At 43.0% G+C, this 18206-nt stretch carries 16 protein-coding genes and 1 pseudogene; 10 read left to right on the top strand and 7 right to left on the bottom strand.

Annotated elements, in window-relative coordinates:
- Positions 1 to 14 precede the first annotated feature (14 nt).
- Together ACLGGR_RS00085 and ACLGGR_RS00080 are read right to left on the bottom strand one after the other, a co-directional pair.
- Positions 15 to 1556 (bottom strand): glycoside hydrolase family 10-like protein, encoded by a 1542-nt coding sequence (locus tag ACLGGR_RS00085; RefSeq protein WP_410972258.1) that lies wholly within the window; start codon positions 1554 to 1556, stop codon positions 15 to 17.
- A 24-nt stretch (positions 1557 to 1580) separates the two neighbouring features.
- Positions 1581 to 2387, bottom strand: a complete 807-nt coding sequence (locus ACLGGR_RS00080; RefSeq protein WP_410972257.1) for a tyrosine-protein phosphatase — start codon at positions 2385 to 2387, stop codon at positions 1581 to 1583.
- A gap of 149 nt (positions 2388 to 2536) precedes the next feature.
- Here ACLGGR_RS00080 and ACLGGR_RS00075 point away from each other — a divergent pair, with 149 nt between their 5' ends.
- Complete coding sequence (locus tag ACLGGR_RS00075) at positions 2537 to 3301, top strand: DeoR/GlpR family DNA-binding transcription regulator (protein ID WP_410972256.1); 765 nt, start codon at positions 2537 to 2539, stop codon at positions 3299 to 3301.
- 17 nt (positions 3302 to 3318) lie between these two features.
- Here ACLGGR_RS00075 and ACLGGR_RS00070 read toward each other — a convergent pair whose 3' ends face one another.
- Positions 3319 to 3897: a branched-chain amino acid aminotransferase gene (locus ACLGGR_RS00070; RefSeq protein WP_410972255.1), complete on the bottom strand. Its 579-nt coding sequence runs from the start codon at positions 3895 to 3897 to the stop codon at positions 3319 to 3321.
- Between the two features lie 122 nt (positions 3898 to 4019).
- Here ACLGGR_RS00070 and ACLGGR_RS00065 point away from each other — a divergent pair, with 122 nt between their 5' ends.
- From ACLGGR_RS00065 to ACLGGR_RS00040, 6 genes are all read left to right on the top strand, one after another.
- Positions 4020 to 5153, top strand: a complete 1134-nt coding sequence (locus ACLGGR_RS00065) for a CdaR family transcriptional regulator (protein WP_410972254.1) — start codon at positions 4020 to 4022, stop codon at positions 5151 to 5153.
- Positions 5154 to 5231: 78 nt separating this feature from the next.
- Positions 5232 to 6641, top strand: coding sequence for a glycolate oxidase subunit GlcD (gene glcD, locus ACLGGR_RS00060; RefSeq protein WP_410972253.1), 1410 nt, complete (start codon positions 5232 to 5234; stop codon positions 6639 to 6641).
- Positions 6638 to 7981 carry a (Fe-S)-binding protein gene (locus ACLGGR_RS00055; protein ID WP_410972252.1) on the top strand — a complete coding sequence of 448 codons (1344 nt, stop codon included), beginning with the start codon at positions 6638 to 6640 and terminating at the stop codon, positions 7979 to 7981. The genes glcD and ACLGGR_RS00055 overlap by 4 nt, the downstream gene beginning before the upstream one ends.
- A 72-nt stretch (positions 7982 to 8053) precedes the next feature.
- Positions 8054 to 9538 carry a spore germination protein gene (locus ACLGGR_RS00050; protein WP_251215287.1) on the top strand — a complete coding sequence of 495 codons (1485 nt, stop codon included), beginning with the start codon at positions 8054 to 8056 and terminating at the stop codon, positions 9536 to 9538.
- A 12-nt stretch (positions 9539 to 9550) separates the two neighbouring features.
- A complete protein-coding gene (locus tag ACLGGR_RS00045) occupies positions 9551 to 10651 on the top strand; it encodes a GerAB/ArcD/ProY family transporter (protein WP_410972251.1) in 1101 nt (366 codons plus the stop codon).
- The gene (locus ACLGGR_RS00040; RefSeq protein WP_251215285.1) at positions 10648 to 11748 is read left to right on the top strand and encodes a Ger(x)C family spore germination protein; all 1101 of its coding nucleotides are present in this window, start codon (positions 10648 to 10650) and stop codon (positions 11746 to 11748) included. Before ACLGGR_RS00045 ends, ACLGGR_RS00040 begins: the two co-directional genes overlap by 4 nt.
- A gap of 6 nt (positions 11749 to 11754) precedes the next feature.
- Here the strand turns inward: ACLGGR_RS00040 and ACLGGR_RS00035 are convergent, their stop codons facing one another.
- Complete coding sequence (locus ACLGGR_RS00035; RefSeq protein WP_410972250.1) at positions 11755 to 12318, bottom strand: hypothetical protein; 564 nt, start codon at positions 12316 to 12318, stop codon at positions 11755 to 11757.
- A gap of 107 nt (positions 12319 to 12425) precedes the next feature.
- Positions 12426 to 12656 carry an excisionase family DNA-binding protein gene (locus tag ACLGGR_RS00030; protein ID WP_039179160.1) on the bottom strand — a complete coding sequence of 77 codons (231 nt, stop codon included), beginning with the start codon at positions 12654 to 12656 and terminating at the stop codon, positions 12426 to 12428.
- A gap of 327 nt (positions 12657 to 12983) precedes the next feature.
- On the opposite strand from ACLGGR_RS00030, the gene uptA reads away from it, so the two are divergent.
- On the top strand, positions 12984 to 13586 hold the full coding sequence (gene uptA / locus ACLGGR_RS00025) for an undecaprenyl phosphate transporter UptA (RefSeq protein WP_142945003.1): 603 nt from the start codon (positions 12984 to 12986) through the stop codon (positions 13584 to 13586).
- Between the two features lie 38 nt (positions 13587 to 13624).
- Here the strand turns inward: uptA and ACLGGR_RS00020 are convergent, their stop codons facing one another.
- A complete protein-coding gene (locus tag ACLGGR_RS00020; protein WP_410972249.1) occupies positions 13625 to 14446 on the bottom strand; it encodes a uroporphyrinogen-III synthase in 822 nt (273 codons plus the stop codon).
- 142 nt (positions 14447 to 14588) lie between these two features.
- On the opposite strand from ACLGGR_RS00020, the gene ACLGGR_RS00015 reads away from it, so the two are divergent.
- Positions 14589 to 15209 carry an acetate uptake transporter gene (locus tag ACLGGR_RS00015; RefSeq protein WP_024425703.1) on the top strand — a complete coding sequence of 207 codons (621 nt, stop codon included), beginning with the start codon at positions 14589 to 14591 and terminating at the stop codon, positions 15207 to 15209.
- A gap of 38 nt (positions 15210 to 15247) precedes the next feature.
- On the opposite strand, the gene ACLGGR_RS00010 is transcribed toward ACLGGR_RS00015, so the two are convergent.
- The gene (locus ACLGGR_RS00010) at positions 15248 to 16267 is read right to left on the bottom strand and encodes an LLM class flavin-dependent oxidoreductase (protein ID WP_410972248.1); all 1020 of its coding nucleotides are present in this window, start codon (positions 16265 to 16267) and stop codon (positions 15248 to 15250) included.
- 174 nt (positions 16268 to 16441) lie between these two features.
- Here ACLGGR_RS00010 and ACLGGR_RS00005 point away from each other — a divergent pair.
- Positions 16442 to 18206: pseudogene (locus tag ACLGGR_RS00005) on the top strand (exosporium glycoprotein BclB-related protein); the annotation flags it as partial.

Here is an 18206-nt window from a genome sequence, read left to right as displayed (position 1 = left end):
TCATGCTTTTTCTGTTATTTCACTATTTTTGTAGAAGGCTTGCTTTCGTGATGAAGACGATTAAGAGCCGTAATCTTGTAAGTATCCATTTTCTTTTGATTGACTGGGAGGTCTTTAATCGTTGTTATGGTGCCTTTTTCTTTTCTAACTGTTTGCAGTAATTCATAGGTTTCTTTATTTGTTAATCGATAGACTGCATAATAGGATACGGTAGAATGCGGATCATTTTTGATTTGTAAAGCCGCACCATCCGTGGTCTTTTTCACAGATTGAATGATTGGTTTTTTAGGCGCTTTCTGATGAAGCCAAGGCATTTCTGGAATGAGAGCTGGTTTGCGATATGACTCTTCTATCAATCGATCCTTTACATTCAAAGGGTTGCGATTGATATCCTTCAGGCTGAAATGCATGCTTCCCTGGACGAGCTGTGACTGCCTGTTCAGCTCAATCTGCCTAAAATATTCTTCCGGGTCAGACCAAGCAGGATCACTGTTTTGATTAATTTTATATGCCGCCTGACCAATGTACAGGTGAACCGGCTCCCCTTTCACTTCATTTGACCACCATTTCGTCAGCACATCATAAGCGGCTGCTTGAAAGCCGATGCTCCAGTAAATTTGCGGAGTGACATAATCAATATCGTGCTGCTGAATCCACTCTCTTGTATCAGCATACAAATCATCGTAGTTGGTCATACCTGCTGTGGTGTTTGAACCAGTCGGGTCATCTTTGATATTGCGCCATACACCGAACGGACTAATACCAAATTTCACATACGGTTTTTCTTTCTTAATGGTGTCATTGATTTGCTTCACGAGCTGGTTCACATTATCTCTTCGCCAATCTTCTATATGAGTAAATGCTTTTTTTCCATATGTTTCATACGTTTCTTGATCTGGAAACGGGACACCAGCTATTTTATTCGGGTAAAAATAATCATCCATATGCACCGCATCAATATCGTAGTTTTTCACAACTTCTTCTATGCCGCCTACAATGAAGTCCTGAGCCTCAGGAATGCCTGGGTTGTAATAAAGCTGATTACCATATGCAATCGTCCAATCAGGATGCTCTCTTGCAGGGTGATCGGCAGACAAACGGCTGAGATCAGTATGATTCATTGTGATCCGATAAGGGTTAAACCAAGCGTGAAATTCAAGGCCGCGTTTATGAGCTTCTTCAATCATAAACTCAAGCGGATCATACCCAGGATCTTTCCCTTGCGTGCCAGTCAAATATTCTGACCACGGCCCGTATGCTGAAGGGTAAAAGGCATCTGCTGTTGGTTTAATTTGCATAATGACGGCATTCATATTCATCGCTTTGATTTCATCTAACAAACGAATGAACTCTTGTTTCTGCTCTGCTACGGGCAGCCCTTTCTTTGAGGGCCAATCTAAGTTATAAACCGATGCAATCCATACCGCGCGCATCTCTCTTGTGCTCTCAAGCTTCCCTTTTGGCACTGAACGAGCTGCTAGACTGCTAGAAGGAATGAATAAAAATACAAACATCAACATCAGTGTTAGAACTGTCATACTGATCTTTTTCAACATGTTTTGCATCACCTCATCTTAAGTTTATTCCGCTTTTTGTGATGGAATGCCAGCAGATGGTGTAAGCAGAATGTTTTTCATTTCATTGAGCTGGGATTCAGGGACTTTACAGGCTTCGATTAAATACCGCTCTGCACTCCCATATGTCTCCAGCATCTCGTGCAGCACATCTTCAAGATAATCTTGCTGCACACCGACAAGCGGCTGAATTTGTTCTTTTGACACCCGGAATAAACTCATCAATCGGACAAATCGTTCCTGCCTTCTGACAAGCATTTGCACGCCTTCATTGGAGCGCATGTATTCACTTAAAACGACAGGCAGCGGTACACCTGCCGCTAACTGAATCAGGGCAGATAAAAAACCTGTACGGTCCTTACCACTCGTGCAGTGAAGCATCAGCGGGTAATTGTTTTGATCTGAAAGCAGTGTGAACAGCTGCTGAATTTCTTCTTTACGCTCTGTCAGCATGCTTTGATATAAATCTTTCATGATTGGTGTAAATGAGAGAGATTTTCCTTCTGCTACCAGCATACGAAACATGGTCCATTTACTCGGCATCTTACTGTCAGGCTGCATCGGAATATGGACGATTTTGTCGTGTTCCTTGATCTTAGGCGGATGTGATTTACGTTCTGAGGCTGTACGGAGGTCGCAAACGGTTTGAATCCCAAGTGTTGAAAATATCTCGATGTCGTGTTTCGTCAAACGGGATAAATCTGCGGATCGATAAATCATTCCTTGCTTGATTACCATCTCATCTGTTGTTTGAAGTCCCCCTACTTCTCTAAAATTCGCAAGCTTTGAAAATGGGTTGTTTGATTGATTCATAGAAGTGAAAGTCCTTTCCAGTTTCGTTCTTTTCTCTATCATACGCTTTTATATCAGAGGAGAAAAGAGAATCAATTGACCTAATCCATGTAAGAGAATTTATTGCTATAATGAAAAAAGGACATTCGGATTGATTGGAGATATGAAGCATGATAAAAACAAAACGGATTCAGCAAATCAAAGAGTATGTGTTTGACCGGGAATCTGCCTCACTTGATGAGCTTGTGGCGCATTTTGGTGTCTCAAAAAACACGATACGCCGAGATGTACAGGCATTGGTCGAGTCCGGCGTGCTCAAAAAAGTGTATGGCGGAGTGGCTGTGAACCATTCAACGTTAGTGGTGTATCAGGAGCGAAAGACCCGTCAGCTCAGTAAAAAGCAATTAATTGGTCAGACGGCTGCCGCTTTTGTCGAAAACGGGGATATGATTTTTGTTGATTCTGGTACGACAACACTTGAGATGCTCCCCTATTTGACTGAGAAACAAGTGACCATTGTGACCAATAATGTGGATTTCATTACACAGGCGATGCCTTATGACAATCTCACCATCTTTTCCACTGGCGGGATGCTTGAAAGAAAAACGAATTCTTTCGTTGGCTATCAAAGTGTAGAGCGCCTAAAAGCTTACAATGTGAATAAAGCCTTTATCGCATCAACTGGTTTATCCATTGATCACGGCGTCACCAATTCGTCCCCGCTTGAAACGGATATTAAAAAATCACTCGTTCAAAAAAGTGCTAAAACGTTTTTATTAGTGGATGATAGCAAATTTGATCATTACGCCTTGACCACGTTTTGTGATTTACACGAGATTGATATCGTCGTGACCAATCAGGAGCCAAATGAAGATTATCTTCAATATGGAAAAGAGCATGATGTACGATTTGTCACGCCTTTATCAAATGAATAGAAAGACAAAAAAACGGCTCAGGAATTTGAGCCGTTTTTTGATTCATTGATTTCAAGCTGCATGATCATACGGAATAAAAATCGGTACACGGCCGAGATGACGTCAATAAAAGCCGTATCTTCGTGGATGTCCTCAAGCTCAAGAAGCTGTAAGTTCACATCAAATAAGCCATCTTGTCCATTAAATTGAAGCTGAGCACCATTTAATGGGGAGAGTATGTCCTTTAGAATACCCGTGTCTTTTTTAGGACGTTTGAAACCGAATAGCAAGGTATACGTTTGAAACACTTCGTCCCATTCAATGGCCAAGCCATCCACTTTCACGACATCAAACCACTTTGATTCGATATAAATGAATTCTTTTTGATGTTTTTTCACATATGTAAGTGGTGTATTTAGAAATGAAGCGTTTTCTGTTTGAATCATGTCCTCTGATTCCTTGTCTACACGTTCTATATATACATCGCCAAAGCGGGCTTCTTCTTTTATTCTCGGCCCTTCTAATGTCCAATTGCGACTCGCCGCTTCATCATATTCGAAGTCTGTCAGCGCCTGTCCTTCTTTTAATAGTTCTTGTAAGCGATTTAGTAACGACATGGCTATGTCTCCTTTCTTCTTCATGTGCATTCATTATTTTAGCATAACTCATGAAAAGAAAGATATGTCCTAGCATATGATGGTATGATAGTGTCAAAAGAAACATCTCGGAGGGGTACGTTTTGCTCACAATGACACTGGCAGAAAAAATCGTAGACGAGGTTAAAAAGGTGCTGACTGAGGAAATCATCATCGCACAAACGAACGGCACCATCATTGCAGCAACAGATCCAGCGCGCATAGGTCAATTTCATGAAGGAGCGTATCTGACATCTTTTGAAGGACAGAAACGAATTCTCACAAAGGATGACCAGCAGCACATGAAAGGTGTCAAAGCTGGCATCAATCTACCTATTTATTTTAAGCAGGAGGTCATCGGGGTCATTGGGATGACAGGAGATCCTGTACATGTGTCTCCTTTTGGCGAAATATTAAGAAAAATGACCGAGCTGCTTATTCATGAACATGAATTTTTTCAAGAAACTGAAACGGATGAACGTCAGCTTGAAGCGTTTGTATTCGACTGGCTTCATCTGCCAGAGACAGCGATTGATCTCACTAAAAAAGCGTCGCGGCTTCAGCTTGATATCAACAAGGAGCGTGCGGTTGTCCTGATTGATTGTCAGGATGAATCGTTTATGAAGCAGAATCAATACAAAGAATTGAAGGAAACGCTGCAACTCACTAGTCAGGAGATCATCGTCCGTTGGGGGCATGCCCGCTTTTTACTCATGCTGCAAACAACAGCAGATGATCGTAAAGCCTTGCAGCAGCGCCTATTTCACATCCATGCCTCCCTTACGGCGCGGAGTACGCCTAGAGTTTTGATTGGGGCGGGAAAACCAGCAGCTGCTCATTTGATGAAGCAATCCTTTCAACAAGCCTTTCGAGCATTAAAAATGGCACATGTTGATACGCCGATTGTATTTGATGAAGATTTAACGCTTGAACTTTTTATGGAGGAAGTGAGTCAGGAAACAAAGGAAGTGTTTCTTGATCGAACAATCGCCCCCCTTCTTCCCTATCCTGAATTAGTGAAAACATTGCGGGTGCTTATGACATCAGATTGTTCATTGAAATATACCGCAGAAGCGATGCATGTCCATATCAATACACTGCATTACAGGCTAAAACGAATCCAAGATTTAACGACACTAGATCCAAAGCGTATGCAAGATGCAATGCTCTTTTATTTAGCCTTCATGCTTTTAGATCATGATCCAAAAAAACGAAGCGAACAGCCCGATATTTTGTAGAATCGTCCATAGGCATAAGGCGATTCTTTTTTTATACTGAAAGAAACGATACGTCTTATCAACAGGAGTTGAATGCGCATGTTAAATTCTGAATTTTTAAATCAATTAAAAAAGATTGTCGGTGCATCTTACATGCAGGATAGTAAAGCCGATCGGCTTGCCTACTCTTATGATGCCACACCGAATTTTCAGCATATGCCAGATGTCATCGTAAGCCCGCGTGCGGCTGAGGAAATCCAGCGAATTGTCCGGCTCTGCGCCTCATATAACATACCGATCGTACCAAGAGGATCAGGAACGAACCTTTGTGCAGGCACATGTCCTACCCAAGGCGGACTTGTGATGTTGTTTACAAGAATGAACCAATTAATAGAAATAGATGAAGAAAACCTGACAGCAACGGTGCAGCCTGGTTTGATCACACAGGAACTCATTCACCAAGTAGAGGCGAAAGGTCTCTTCTATCCACCTGATCCAAGCTCTATGAAAATCTCTACATTAGGCGGAAATATTAATGAAAATTCAGGTGGTCTCCGGGGGTTAAAATATGGTGTGACAAGAGATTATGTACTTGGACTTGAAGTCGTTCTGCCAAACGGTGACATCATCAAAACAGGCGGCAAGCTTGCAAAGGATGTGGCTGGGTATGATATGACCCGTTTGTTCGTAGGGTCAGAAGGAACGCTCGGGATTGTCACTGAAGCCACGTTAAAGCTTTTGCCGCTTCCAGAAACAAAACAAACGATGCTTTGCTTATATGAAAGCCTAGAGGAAGCCGCCGCTTCAGTATCGGCGATTATTGCAGAGCGTATCATCCCCGCTACATTAGAATTTATGGATCAGCCGACCCTGGAAGTCGTTGAAGACTTTGCAAAAATCGGTTTGCCGACTGACGTTCAAGCGGTGCTGTTAATCGAACAGGACGGCCATCCTGAGGCGGTTTCCCGTGATATGCAGCGCATCGCAAAGGTTTGTCAGCAGCACGGTGCAAAAGAAGTGAATATCGCACATTCTGAAGAAGAGGCCAATGCCCTTTTAACAGCGAGACGATCTGCTTTATCTGCTCTCGCCCGGTTAAGCCCGACGACCATTTTAGAAGATGCCACAGTCCCCAGGTCTGAAATTGCCCGCATGGTGCGGGCGATCGAAGACATTGCGAGAGAGTACGATGTGAAAATCTGTACGTTTGGTCATGCAGGTGATGGGAATTTACACCCTACTTGTGCAACAGATGCAAGAAATGGAGAAGAAATGAAGCGGGTGGAGGAAGCCTTTCAGGCCATTTTTGAAAAAGCAGTCTCACTTGGCGGCACCATTACGGGTGAACATGGCGTGGGTCTTATGAAAGCCCCTTACTTAGAATTAAAGGTTAAAAAAGAAGGCATTGCGGCAATGAAAGCGATCAAACAAGCGCTAGACCCGGAAAATATCATGAACCCTGATAAAGTGTTTGGAAAAGCTGCAAGAAAGCGGGTGGTGATTTCATGAGTTCCTCTAAACAAACAGAGATTCAGCAAAACTTTCAGCAGCAAATGGACGAAAAAGAGCTGCTCAATTGCATGCGCTGCGGATTCTGCCTCCCTTCCTGCCCTACTTATATTGAATCTGGTCAACAAGAAACACACTCTCCCCGCGGCCGAATTGCTTTAATGAAGGCGGTGAGAGACGGCGTCATTGAGCCAGATGCAGATGTCGAGCATTCACTGAATCTTTGTCTTGGCTGCCGTGCATGTGAACCGGTCTGCCCTTCCGGCGTCAAATATGGAAGGTTACTTGAGGATGCAAGAGACATCATTCAGCAGCATAAAAAACAATCCATCCCTGTCAAACTTGTAAGGCGTGTAGTGTTTAAAGGTCTCTTTCCTTCACAAAGCCGAATGCGGAAAGCGGCAGGACTTCTTCGATTTTATCAAACATCAGGTCTGCAAACGGCCGCCCGCAAAACAGGCATGCTGAAGGTGCTTCCACCGCATTTACGCCTGATGGAACAGGCGCTTCCAAAGGTGCCGCGTCAACAGAAAAGCCGTTTGACGGAATACAAAGCCGCCGGCCCAGCAAGAAAACGTGTCGCCTTTTTTACTGGCTGTTTAATGGACACCGTTTTTTCCAGCACAAACGAAGCGACCATCCAGCTTTTGCAGCTGGCAGGCTGTGACGTCATCGTCCCTCCTATTCAGACGTGCTGCGGAGCGCTCCATGGCCATAGCGGTGAAAAAGAACAAGCGAAACAGTTAGCAAAGCGGAATATTGAAGCATTTGAAGAGATAGATGCGGATGCCATTGTCATGAATGCGGGCGGTTGTGGCGCTTTTTTAAGTGATTACGATCATTTGCTTTGCGATGATCCAGATTTTCAAAAGCGAAGTGAAGCCTTCTCAAAGAAAATCAAGGATATATCAGACATTTTAGTGGAGCTCGAATTTCACCGCCGCATGCCGCTTGCTTTGCCAGAGCAAATCATCACCTATCAAGATTCTTGTCATTTGCGAAACGGAATGGGTGTACAGCATGCGCCAAGGTTGCTGATGAAGGCCATTCAAGGTGTATCATTTAAAGAAATGAAGGATTCGGGCCGGTGCTGCGGCTCAGCTGGCATTTACAACATCTTGCAGCCAAAGATGTCAATGCAAATTTTAGATCATAAAATGACAGAAGCAAGGGAAACAAAGGCGACTGCCATTGTTACGTCTAATCCAGGCTGTCAGCTGCAAATGGCAGCAGGCATCAAACGCTCAGGGCACTCGCCTAGCATGCGCGCGGTCCATCTAGCTGATGTATTATTAGAAGCCGTTCAATATGGAAAAAAAGCGTCCAGCCCAATAAGCTGAACGCTTTTTTTATGCATATCTTCAGACAATTGGTTGGATAATAGAGGCAAATCGCGGAAGGAGATGGTTCAAATGCTGAAGAAAAACAAACAACAAAAGGACCCAAATTCAGTATTTGAAGCATTGTCACGTTCTGCTGATTTTACAAATGAGCTGTCTCGAAATGGAGATTTTCTGTATAGGATTTCCTTTTTTCGATCTTTGATTAATGGACATCTTCTACATGAACAAATTCTCCCCTCCCTTAAACAACTGCACCTGACACCCACTCTTGAAGAGCTGAAGGAACGAATTCCCATTGAGCAGGCTGTCATCACGAGCGATCTTCAAAAAGTGGAAGAAGCCCTTCACCGGGGCAGCATTGCCATTAGACTTGAAACAGACTGGGGCAAAACGCTTCTTTTGCCGATTGAAGAAAAGAAAGGCAGACAAGTGGGCTCGTCTGAGATTGAATTTGGCATCATTAGTTCCCAGGATGCGTTTGTTGAGATTCTCGATACGAACTTAAATTTGATTAGAAGGAGGCTTCCGGCGCCCGATCTCAAGGTCGCCGAAAAAACAGTCGGTACGCTCTCTCAAACAAAAGTTGCCGTGCTATATATTGAAGATATCGCTAACCCGCAAAACATCGAAACTGTTCTTCAGAGAATTGAGGACATTGATTATGATCAGATTTTAGATGCAAATTATCTTGCTCAGATGCTTTATGATGTGTCCAATACGATTTTCCCTTTATTTTTAAATACAGAAAGACCCGACCGCGTTTCTTCAGGTCTGACAGAAGGGAAAATCGCCATTATGGTTGATGGTTCACCTCATGTATTGCTCGCACCTACGATTTTGCTTGAGTATTTTACAACGATGGAAGACTATAACATGCCGTGGATTGCAGCTACCTGCTTTAGACTGCTCCGAATTTTTGCTGTGATATTTTCCATTTTTGCAACGCCTTTATATGTAGCAGTTTTAACCTTTCATTATGAATTGATTCCTAAGGATTTATTAGAAACGATTGTCGCCTCACGCTATCTTGTTCCATTTCCTCCGATCATTGAGGCTTTATTTTTAGAGATTTCGATTGAATTACTCAGAGAAGCTGGATCCAGGCTTCCAACAAAGGTGGGACAAACACTCGGGATTGTTGGCGGGATCGTCATTGGACAGGCAGCGGTGGCAGCGGGCTTAACAAGTAATATCCTGCTGATCATTGTGGCATTGTCTGCTCTTGCCTCCTTTGTCACCCCGATTTATAAAATGGGGAGTGCCATCCGGCTTTTGAGATTCCCTTTTCTATTTGCAGCACAGGTTTGGGGTGCCTTAGGAATTTCACTGATGGGCGCTTTTCTGATGACCCATTTGATGAAATTAACCTCTATTGGGCGGCCATACCTTGAACCCATTTATCCACCTCGTCTAGCTGATTTAAAGAGCAGTTTGATTCGTCCTCAGCTTCGATTTTTGAATAAAAGACCGGATAATTTACGCGGACAAAATAGAACCATTCACCAGCCAAAGCCTAAGCAAGGCCGGAAGGGGAAAAATGATTTTTATGAATAAGGAAGTGAAGGCATGAGCTCTTCTTCTGTCAAAGAAAAATTTCAAGTATCCCCTTTTTTTGTGTTTTTTCTCATCAATGCCAATCAAGTCGGTGTCGGCATTTTAAACTTTCAAACGAACCTTGTCCGTTCAATGAATAATGATGGATGGATCGCCATTCTTATTTCTGGCATCAGTGTCAATGTGATGATCTTTCTGATTTACTTGATGTTTAAAAAGGCCCCTTCGGATGAATTTGTTCATATTACACAATTCGTATTTGGCAAATGGATTGGGCAATTATTTAATATTCTCTATATCTTATACTTTTCATCTTTGTCGCTCACTGTCCTCGTCCATTATATGGATGTCATCCATGTGTGGCTGTTTAAAGAAATTCCTGGCTTTTTGTTTGCGGGTGTACTGCTTGTGCTAGTGTATTACATTCATACCGGCGGCTTTAGAACCATTGCAGGATGGGCGTTTTTTAGCATTATACTCACATACTGGATGACGTTTATTTGCTTTTACGTCATGAAATATAGTCACATTCGCTTTATGTTTCCAATGTTTGATCATACATTCTCGCAGCTGGTAATGGGTGTCAAAGATGCCTCCTTACCCATGTTTGGTTTTGGAACATTGCTCGTCTATTATCCCTTTATTAAAAAAGCACAAACGTCACAAAAATTTGCCCACATGGGAGCATTATTCACGACATGCTTAAATTTACTTGTCTTTCTCGTATCCATTGCGTATTACTCGAGCGCTCAGCTTACATTAACAAAATGGCCGACGTTGACGTTAACAAGCATTGTGAAACTTCCCTTCATTCAGCGCTTTGAATTTATTGAAGTGTCTCTTTGGCTGCTTCTTATTATTCCAAATATCGCAATTCCATTATGGGCAGCGAGCCGAATGGCGAAACAAGTATTTCATACAAGCCAGCGCGTCACTTTAATCGGTCTCAGCATTCTCATTTTGATGATGTTTTCGTTTTTTGAAGGGGCAACTTCCTTTGAAGCCTTTAATCAATGGGTGGAATATAGCGGATACATTCTGATTTATGGATTTATTTTATGTCTGTTGATTGGAGTCATGATGAAAAAAAGGTGGGTGAAAAAACGAGCATGAAACAGTATGTTCTCATTGGTCTCATGTTATGCAGTCTTTTCTTCACTAGCTGTGCACAGCCTCGACTTTTAGATGAATTGAGTATCTCTCAGGCGGCAGGATTTGATTTAGTGGAAAACGGCGAAATGAAGGGCTTTTTTGTTTTTCCAGTTTTTAAAAGTGAAGAGCAGGGCAGCTACCAAATATTAAGCGCTCAATCAAATACGATTAGTAATATCCAGTTTCTCGTATCAGAAAAATCCCCCTTCCCCGTTGTCATGGGACAGGTGCTTGTTATTTTAATTAGTGAAAAACTGGCGAAAGAAATTGGTATGATCGATTTGATGAATTATATTTACCGTGATCCTATTATTGGTTCAAGACAAGTATTTGCCATTGTTGGCGGAGAAGTTGAGGATTTATTGTACACAAAAATGAATCAAACGAACTTAAATATAGGTGTATACCTTTCAGATATGTTAGCCCAAAATATGAGAAACGGCAATGAACCAGTCACCAATCAGCACATTTTTATGAACCAGATGCTGGCAAAAGGTGTTGATGCCTATCTCCCTTATATTAAAAAAACAAGCAATGCTATTAAGGTTTCAGGTGTCGCTCTGTTTGATCAAGAAAAAATGGTGGGGCATATTCCAGCGGAAGAAACGTTTACATTTAAAGCCATGATTGAAAACCATAAAAACGGCATTTATGAATTTCGATTTCGTGATAAGGCGAAGACTCATGTTGTGATTGAAAATATTAAATCACGTGTGTCTTATCATATAAAACCAACTGAACATCTTACAAAAAAACCTCATATTACCATTGATATCAAGCTTAAAGGTGAATTAAAAGAATTCATGAAGTCCAAAAAAATTGATAAACCGTCCATCTTGGAGCATGTTGAGAAAGAAGTCGAAAAACGAATCGCGCATCAGGGACAAGACCTTGTTCAATCATTTAAAAAACAAAGAATTGACCCGCTTGGCCTTGGACTGAAATACCGCGCTAAAGATAAAGCACTGACGCCTGAAAAATGGAAAGACATTTATCCTGATGCAGATGTACAAGTGAAATGCCATATGAAGATTGTTCAAACGGGAGTCAGCCAATAAAAAGGCTTATTCAAATATGTCTTGCTTGTTCTCCAAGATTTTGGACACTTTCATTTTCACTCGTGGAACCTGATCTTTTTGATTAAAATCATGTAAAATCTGCTCTACTTCATTTTGATCAGTTTTAAGAATTTTAGGTGAAAATTGTTCCACAAGGGCCGGTCTATTCCCTTTTGCACAGTTTGCCATTGTATCTAGTGCAATTAAGCTGAAAGGTCTTCCTTTGTTTAGCCAAGATTTCATTCTTTCCCAGGTTGGATAGCTGACGGCTGCCAGCCTTCCCCACTTATCGTGAAAATGGATGCCATTTGACTCCATCCAATCCAATATTTTGTTAGAACGGAAACGGTGCAGGCAAATAAAAGCTGCTATCGGCAATTCTTTTTCACTGACCGATTTCAATTTCTCTATGATATGGTGTAATCCTTCATCTTCTGGCAAACTGCTGGCTGCTGCCCACGAAAGCGGATAAAGTAATTCTTCGTCCGCCTGGTTCAAAAGTTCCCTTACCCATTCAGCGGCAACTGTACCTAGAACATCAGCTGCGATTTCTAACATTCGTGATTTCACTTCGGCATGCTCCGTTTCATAAATCGAGAAAGCATAAGGTGAAATAGAGATTATTCTTTCTATCACCCGCAGCCATTGGTCTATGATGAATCCATTGAAAAAATATTCTAATCTTCATCCTTTACATCAGGGTCTTCCGGAATCGGTTCATTTAGGATCTCTTGGACGAGCTCTTTATATTGTTCGAGCTGCTTTAAATGAGTTTGAAACTGCCCTTGATAAATGAGATAAGATTCCCCGTCAAATACGTAACGGATCTTTTTTTGCTGGATTAATTTTTCAATATACGCTTCTGATACTTCTAAGTATTCAGCTGTTTCTGCGATTGTTAAATACATGTTTGTGCACCACCCGTTCGTTTCATCTAACAAATTATATCATGATCTATTGAAAAAACGGATGCTTCCTATTCTCTTTTATGGTGACCATTCTTCACATAACAAGTGTTCAGCATGTAGCTCGGCTAGATGCCGGCAAATATGGTATGATAAAATCTGCTAGACGAGCTTGCCAACACATAGACTTGGTGGTTCATGTGGCGTCTGTGATGAGGCGCAAGCCATGCTGGCATATATAGAAAGCATACTCATGAGAAAAGCAAAACAAGCATAGGCTCTTATAAGGATGCTTGAAGAAAATTCGTATTTAAAGGCAGAGTGAAATGAATGGGAACCATTTTTAATGAAATTTTAACCTGGCTGACAAGCCTTGGGTATGTAGGTGTTGCACTAGGGCTGATGATTGAAATCATTCCGAGTGAAATTGTACTTGCCTATGGCGGATATATGGTGTCAACAGGCACAATTGGTTTTGTTGGAGCTGTTATTGCCGGCGTCATTGGAGGTACGCTCGCTCAGTGTTTTATTTACTGGATCGGTCTGTACGGCGGAAGACCATTTTTAACAAAGTATGGAAAGTATTTATTCATCCATGAACATCATATCGCGACTGCAGAGCGCTGGTTTGACCGGTATGGAACCGGTGTAGTGTTTACCGCACGCTTTATCCCTGTTGTCCGCCATGCCATCTCGATTCCAGCGGGTATTGCCAAGATGCCTTTTTGGAAATTTGTTTTCTTGACAGGATTAGCTGCCATTCCTTGGTCCATCTTATTTATCTATCTTGGCATGCAGCTTGGGACAAAATGGGATCATATTCAAAGTGTTGCTCATGCTTATACAACCCCAATTATGGTCATTGCCATTGTCCTAATTGTTCTCTATTTTGTACTCAAAAAAATTCGGACGAATCGAAAACGGACAATCTAACCAAAACGCCTTTCACTGATCTTGTGAAAGGCGTTTTTTTATGAGTGTGCTGATTGTTTTTCCATATATCGAGATAATTCTATAATCATTGCACCCATTCTCTCAAGTGACGGAGCAAGAATTCGGTCTACTTCCTCTTCTTTTAAAGCTTCAGCAGTGACTTTCCCGACAGCTACTGCCAGCACGTCCTGCTCGAATAATGCTTGCAATTCTTCTTTTCTTCCCCATTCTGCGGCTAGTTTGAAAAAGGCGTGAACCTGGACAGCGGTTGTAAAGCAGACGGCATGAACTTGTCCACCTTTCATTTCTTGCAGCAGCGTTTCAGCTGCCTCTGGTTCAGGAGGTGTGTGCTGATATGGTAAAAGCGGCAAAACATCTGCCCCCTTGTCATGTAAAAACTGAATGAGAGCTGGTGCATTTTCACCATGAAGCTGCACCATCACGCGTTTTCCTTGAAATTCCTTGTCTTCAAGCTTTGAAATCAAGTCACGAACCGTTCCGTCTTCATCAGAGACGTCTGGCTGAATTCCACGTTTTTTCAGCGCAGCAAAGGTTTTGTACCCTCTTGAAGCAATATGTGCATTTGATAGAATGTTCATAAATTCTTTACCAAGCTGCAGCTCTTCTGCACTCTCAATCAATGTATCTGTACCGATGCCTGTTGTCAAGATCACCCAGTCGGCCCCTTGTTTCACAAAGGTCTCTATGCCCGGCTTTAATTCCTCTTTGGCTAAAAATACGGTTCCTTGAAGAGAGCGAATAACGGCTTGTCCTCCTTGCTTTTCGACAAGAGTACGCATTTCTTCTGTTTTTCTCGTTCCACAAATGGCAATTGTTTTTCCAGATAAGCCTTTACTCATTTTATCCCTCTTTTTCTATCACATTTGATATGTATTAAATATAGATTTATTTGGAAGACGATGCAAGTGTCTACTAAAAAAGAGCTTGACGTTTCTATCGAATTCGAGTATCTTTTGTAAGTGCAAATTGTAGGAGGTCATTATGGAAAAACAGAATGTTCAAGCAATTCGATTATCAATTGCAGACCCAACACCACTTGGTTTGTTTGGTTTAGCAATGGTGACGCTCGTTGCGTCCTCACAAAAACTAGGAATCACAGATGGTACTTCCCTTATTTTACCTTGGGCTATCTTCCTTGGAGGAATCGCGCAGTTGATCGCGTCCATACAAGATTCAAAGCATCATAATATTTTTGGAGCCACTGCCTTTGGCGCATTCGGTCTTTTCTGGATGGGCGTTGGTACGACTTGGCTCATTCAAGCCGGCGTTTTTGGGAAAACGCTTGCGGGAGCAGCAGATCCAAAACAGCTAGGTTTTGCGTTTATTGGTTATTTGATTTTCAGCTTGTTTATGACGATTGGTGCAATGGAAACACATAAAGTGTTATTTTTGATTTTCGTCTTTATTGATTTCTTATTCATTGGTCTTTCCCTTAGCACTTTTGGTGTGATGTACGATGTGACTCATACGATGGCTGGTATTGCAGAATTGATTATTTCCCTGCTTTCATTTTATGGTTCTGCAGCTGTTGTCCTGAATACACATTTTGGCCGTATTGTTCTGCCAATCGGACAACCATTCCGCATTTTTACAAAAGCATAAATAAAAAAGAACTGCTCTGTGCAGTTCTTTTTTTATGTTTAATTTTCTTGTGCCTCTTGAAAGATCTCTCCAATGATTTCATACGAACGCATTCTTTCTTGATGGTCAAACATATCCGAATTAATCATCACTTCATCTGCTTGAGTAGCTTCAATAAAGGCTTCTAATTCTTTCTTCACCTTTTCTTTATCCCCGATCATGGTTGAACTTAATTGTTCATCCACCATCGCCTTTTCATATGGACTCCAAAGGCCGTCCATGCTGTCGACAGGCGCCTTCAGTTTTCCTGGTGTATTGCGAATGAGACTTAAAAAGCGCTGATAATGAGAGGTTGCCAGATATTCAGCCCGATCTGTTTGATCGGCAGCAAAAACCGTCACACCGACCATGGCATAAGGCTCTTTTAACACATCAGAAGGTCTAAATGACTGTCTGTACAACTCTAACGCAGGAATTGTATTTTTAGGTGAGAAATGTGCTGCAAAGGCAAATGGCAATCCAAGTTCTCCTGCTAGCCTAGCGCTAAAACCACTTGAACCAAGGAGCCAAATTGGAATGTCCAGGCCTTCTCCTGGAACAGCTCTTACATGTTTTTTAACCTGACCGGTCGGCTTGAAATATTGCATAAGTTCTTCAAGCTGCTCAGGGAAATCTTCTCCGTTATGAAGATTACGTCTAAGCGCTCTTGCTGTTAACTGATCCGTCCCTGGTGCTCGGCCAAGACCTAAATCAATTCTCCCCGGATACAATGTCTCAAGTGTGCCAAATTGTTCGGCAATGACAAGTGAAGAGTGGTTTGGCAGCATAATCCCACCAGATCCTACTCGAATTTTTTCGGTTCCTCCCGCAATATATCCAATTAAAACGGACGTTGCAGAGCTCGCAACTCCTTCCATGTTATGGTGTTCTGCCAGCCAGTATCTATGATAGCCCCACTTCTCCGCCTTTTTTGCTAAATCCATGCTACGATCAAAAGATTCTTTAATGGTGCCTCCTTCTGTCACAGAGGATAAATTTAAAACGGAATAGGCTTTGCCCTGTAAAACTGATTGACTCATAAATGATGTCCCCATTTCTGTCAAATATCATACTATTTTTATACTTTCAACACCATAACATAAATCCATGAAAGATTTAAATAATTTGATTCGATGATTTTCGAAATGATGTTTTTCTAGGTTTTACTTCCAATTTAAAAATTTGCACATAAAATGAAATATCACTTCTAGGAGATGGGCAATTTGTACAATCAATTCGAACACAAATGTCCCTTTTGCGGTAAATACCATGAACAGCCTCATTACAAAAGATCACGTCATGACCGTCCTCGAAAAAGAGACTGTCCATTCATTAAACAAGAATATCCAAAACAAAATATATCTCAAGGGAATCACCCTTGCCACATTGCAAAAGGGATAAAACAATCAAAACCAAATCAAAGAGCTGGACCAAGAGGCCCGGCAGGCCCAGCAGGTCCCCCTGGACCAATCGGACCTACTGGACCAGCTGGCGGGTTAACCGGCGCCATTCCTTTTAATCCCTCACAATCACAAGATTACGATGCAGGGCAAGTGGTCACGTTTGATGGCAGTACTTACATTGCCAATGTTGACGCTCCATCAGGAATACCTGGACTCTCCCCCGACTATACCCTTTTGGCTGCTTCTGGAGAAACTGGACCTACCGGTGCCACTGGTATTACCGGAGCTACGGGCAGCACTGGAGCTACCGGTAATACTGGAGCGACGGGTATCACTGGTTCTACTGGACCAACGGGTGCCACCGGTATTACTGGTTCTACTGGGGCAACGGGCAGCACTGGAGATACTGGTCCTACCGGCGCAACGGGCAGCACTGGAGCTACCGGACCTACTGGGGCGACGGGTATCACAGGTTCTACTGGATCTACCGGTGCGACGGGTATCACTGGATCAACCGGTCCTACTGGGATCGGATTAAGTGGTGTTGAAGCTTATGATCCTGTAATGGCACCAACATATTCAGTAGGGCAAGTGATCACTTATGGTGGTGGTACTTATCTTGTGGATTTTGCACCACCTTCAGGTACGCCAGCTACGTCACCAGATTACACACTTTTAGCAGCACCGGGTGAAACTGGTTCTACTGGTGCCACCGGTATTACTGGAGATACTGGAGCTACTGGAGATACTGGGCCTACAGGCGCAACAGGTATCACTGGATCAACCGGTCCTACCGGTGCGACGGGGATCACTGGAGATACCGGTTCTACCGGGGCCACGGGGATCACTGGAGATACTGGACCTACCGGCGCCACGGGTATCACTGGTTCTACCGGTCCTACTGGTGAAACGGGTATCACCGGAGATACTGGACCTACCGGGGCCACGGGTATTACTGGAGCTACTGGACCTACCGGGGCCACGGGTATTACTGGATCAACCGGTCCTACTGGTGCCACTGGTATTACCGGACCAACGGGTCCTACTGGTGTGACGGGTATTACTGGAGCTACAGGTATCACTGGTTCTACTGGACCAACGGGTGCCACCGGTATCACTGGAGATACTGGTCCTACCGGCGCTACAGGTATCACTGGAGATACTGGTTCTACTGGGGCGACGGGTATCACTGGTTCTACTGGACCTACTGGTGAAACGGGTAGCACTGGAGATACCGGACCTACTGGTGAAACGGGTAGCACTGGAGATACCGGACCTACTGGTGAAACGGGTAGCACTGGAGCTACTGGACCTACCGGGGCCACGGGTATCACTGGAGCTACTGGTCCTACCGGCGCAACAGGTATCACTGGAGCTACCGGTCCTACTGGTGCGACGGGTATCACTGGAGATACCGGAGCTACTGGTGCCACCGGTATTACCGGAGATACTGGACCAACAGGTCCTACTGGTGTGACGGGTATTACTGGAGATACCGGAGCTACTGGTGCCACCGGTATTACCGGAGATACTGGACCTACTGGCGCTACAGGTATTACCGGAGATACTGGACCTA

Source organism: Bacillus sp. BD48 (assembly GCF_046566805.1).
GTDB lineage: Bacteria > Bacillota > Bacilli > Bacillales > Bacillaceae > Bacillus > Bacillus safensis.
The sequence above is the reverse complement of the archived record's forward strand: the minus strand, read 5'-3'. Positions and strand labels throughout refer to the sequence as shown.

Coding starts and splice junctions, on each gene's coding strand:
- ACLGGR_RS00085 (WP_410972258.1), bottom strand. CDS start 1,556: ATGTTGAAAAAGATCAGTATGACAGTTCTAACACTGATGTTGATGTTT.
- ACLGGR_RS00080 (WP_410972257.1), bottom strand. CDS start 2,387: ATGAATCAATCAAACAACCCATTTTCAAAGCTTGCGAATTTTAGAGAA.
- ACLGGR_RS00075 (WP_410972256.1), top strand. CDS start 2,537: ATGATAAAAACAAAACGGATTCAGCAAATCAAAGAGTATGTGTTTGAC.
- ACLGGR_RS00070 (WP_410972255.1), bottom strand. CDS start 3,897: ATGTCGTTACTAAATCGCTTACAAGAACTATTAAAAGAAGGACAGGCG.
- glcD (WP_410972253.1), top strand. CDS start 5,232: ATGTTAAATTCTGAATTTTTAAATCAATTAAAAAAGATTGTCGGTGCA.
- ACLGGR_RS00055 (WP_410972252.1), top strand. CDS start 6,638: ATGAGTTCCTCTAAACAAACAGAGATTCAGCAAAACTTTCAGCAGCAA.
- ACLGGR_RS00050 (WP_251215287.1), top strand. CDS start 8,054: ATGCTGAAGAAAAACAAACAACAAAAGGACCCAAATTCAGTATTTGAA.
- ACLGGR_RS00045 (WP_410972251.1), top strand. CDS start 9,551: ATGAGCTCTTCTTCTGTCAAAGAAAAATTTCAAGTATCCCCTTTTTTT.
- ACLGGR_RS00040 (WP_251215285.1), top strand. CDS start 10,648: ATGAAACAGTATGTTCTCATTGGTCTCATGTTATGCAGTCTTTTCTTC.
- ACLGGR_RS00030 (WP_039179160.1), bottom strand. CDS start 12,656: ATGTATTTAACAATCGCAGAAACAGCTGAATACTTAGAAGTATCAGAA.
- uptA (WP_142945003.1), top strand. CDS start 12,984: ATGGGAACCATTTTTAATGAAATTTTAACCTGGCTGACAAGCCTTGGG.
- ACLGGR_RS00020 (WP_410972249.1), bottom strand. CDS start 14,446: ATGAGTAAAGGCTTATCTGGAAAAACAATTGCCATTTGTGGAACGAGA.
- ACLGGR_RS00015 (WP_024425703.1), top strand. CDS start 14,589: ATGGAAAAACAGAATGTTCAAGCAATTCGATTATCAATTGCAGACCCA.
- ACLGGR_RS00010 (WP_410972248.1), bottom strand. CDS start 16,267: ATGAGTCAATCAGTTTTACAGGGCAAAGCCTATTCCGTTTTAAATTTA.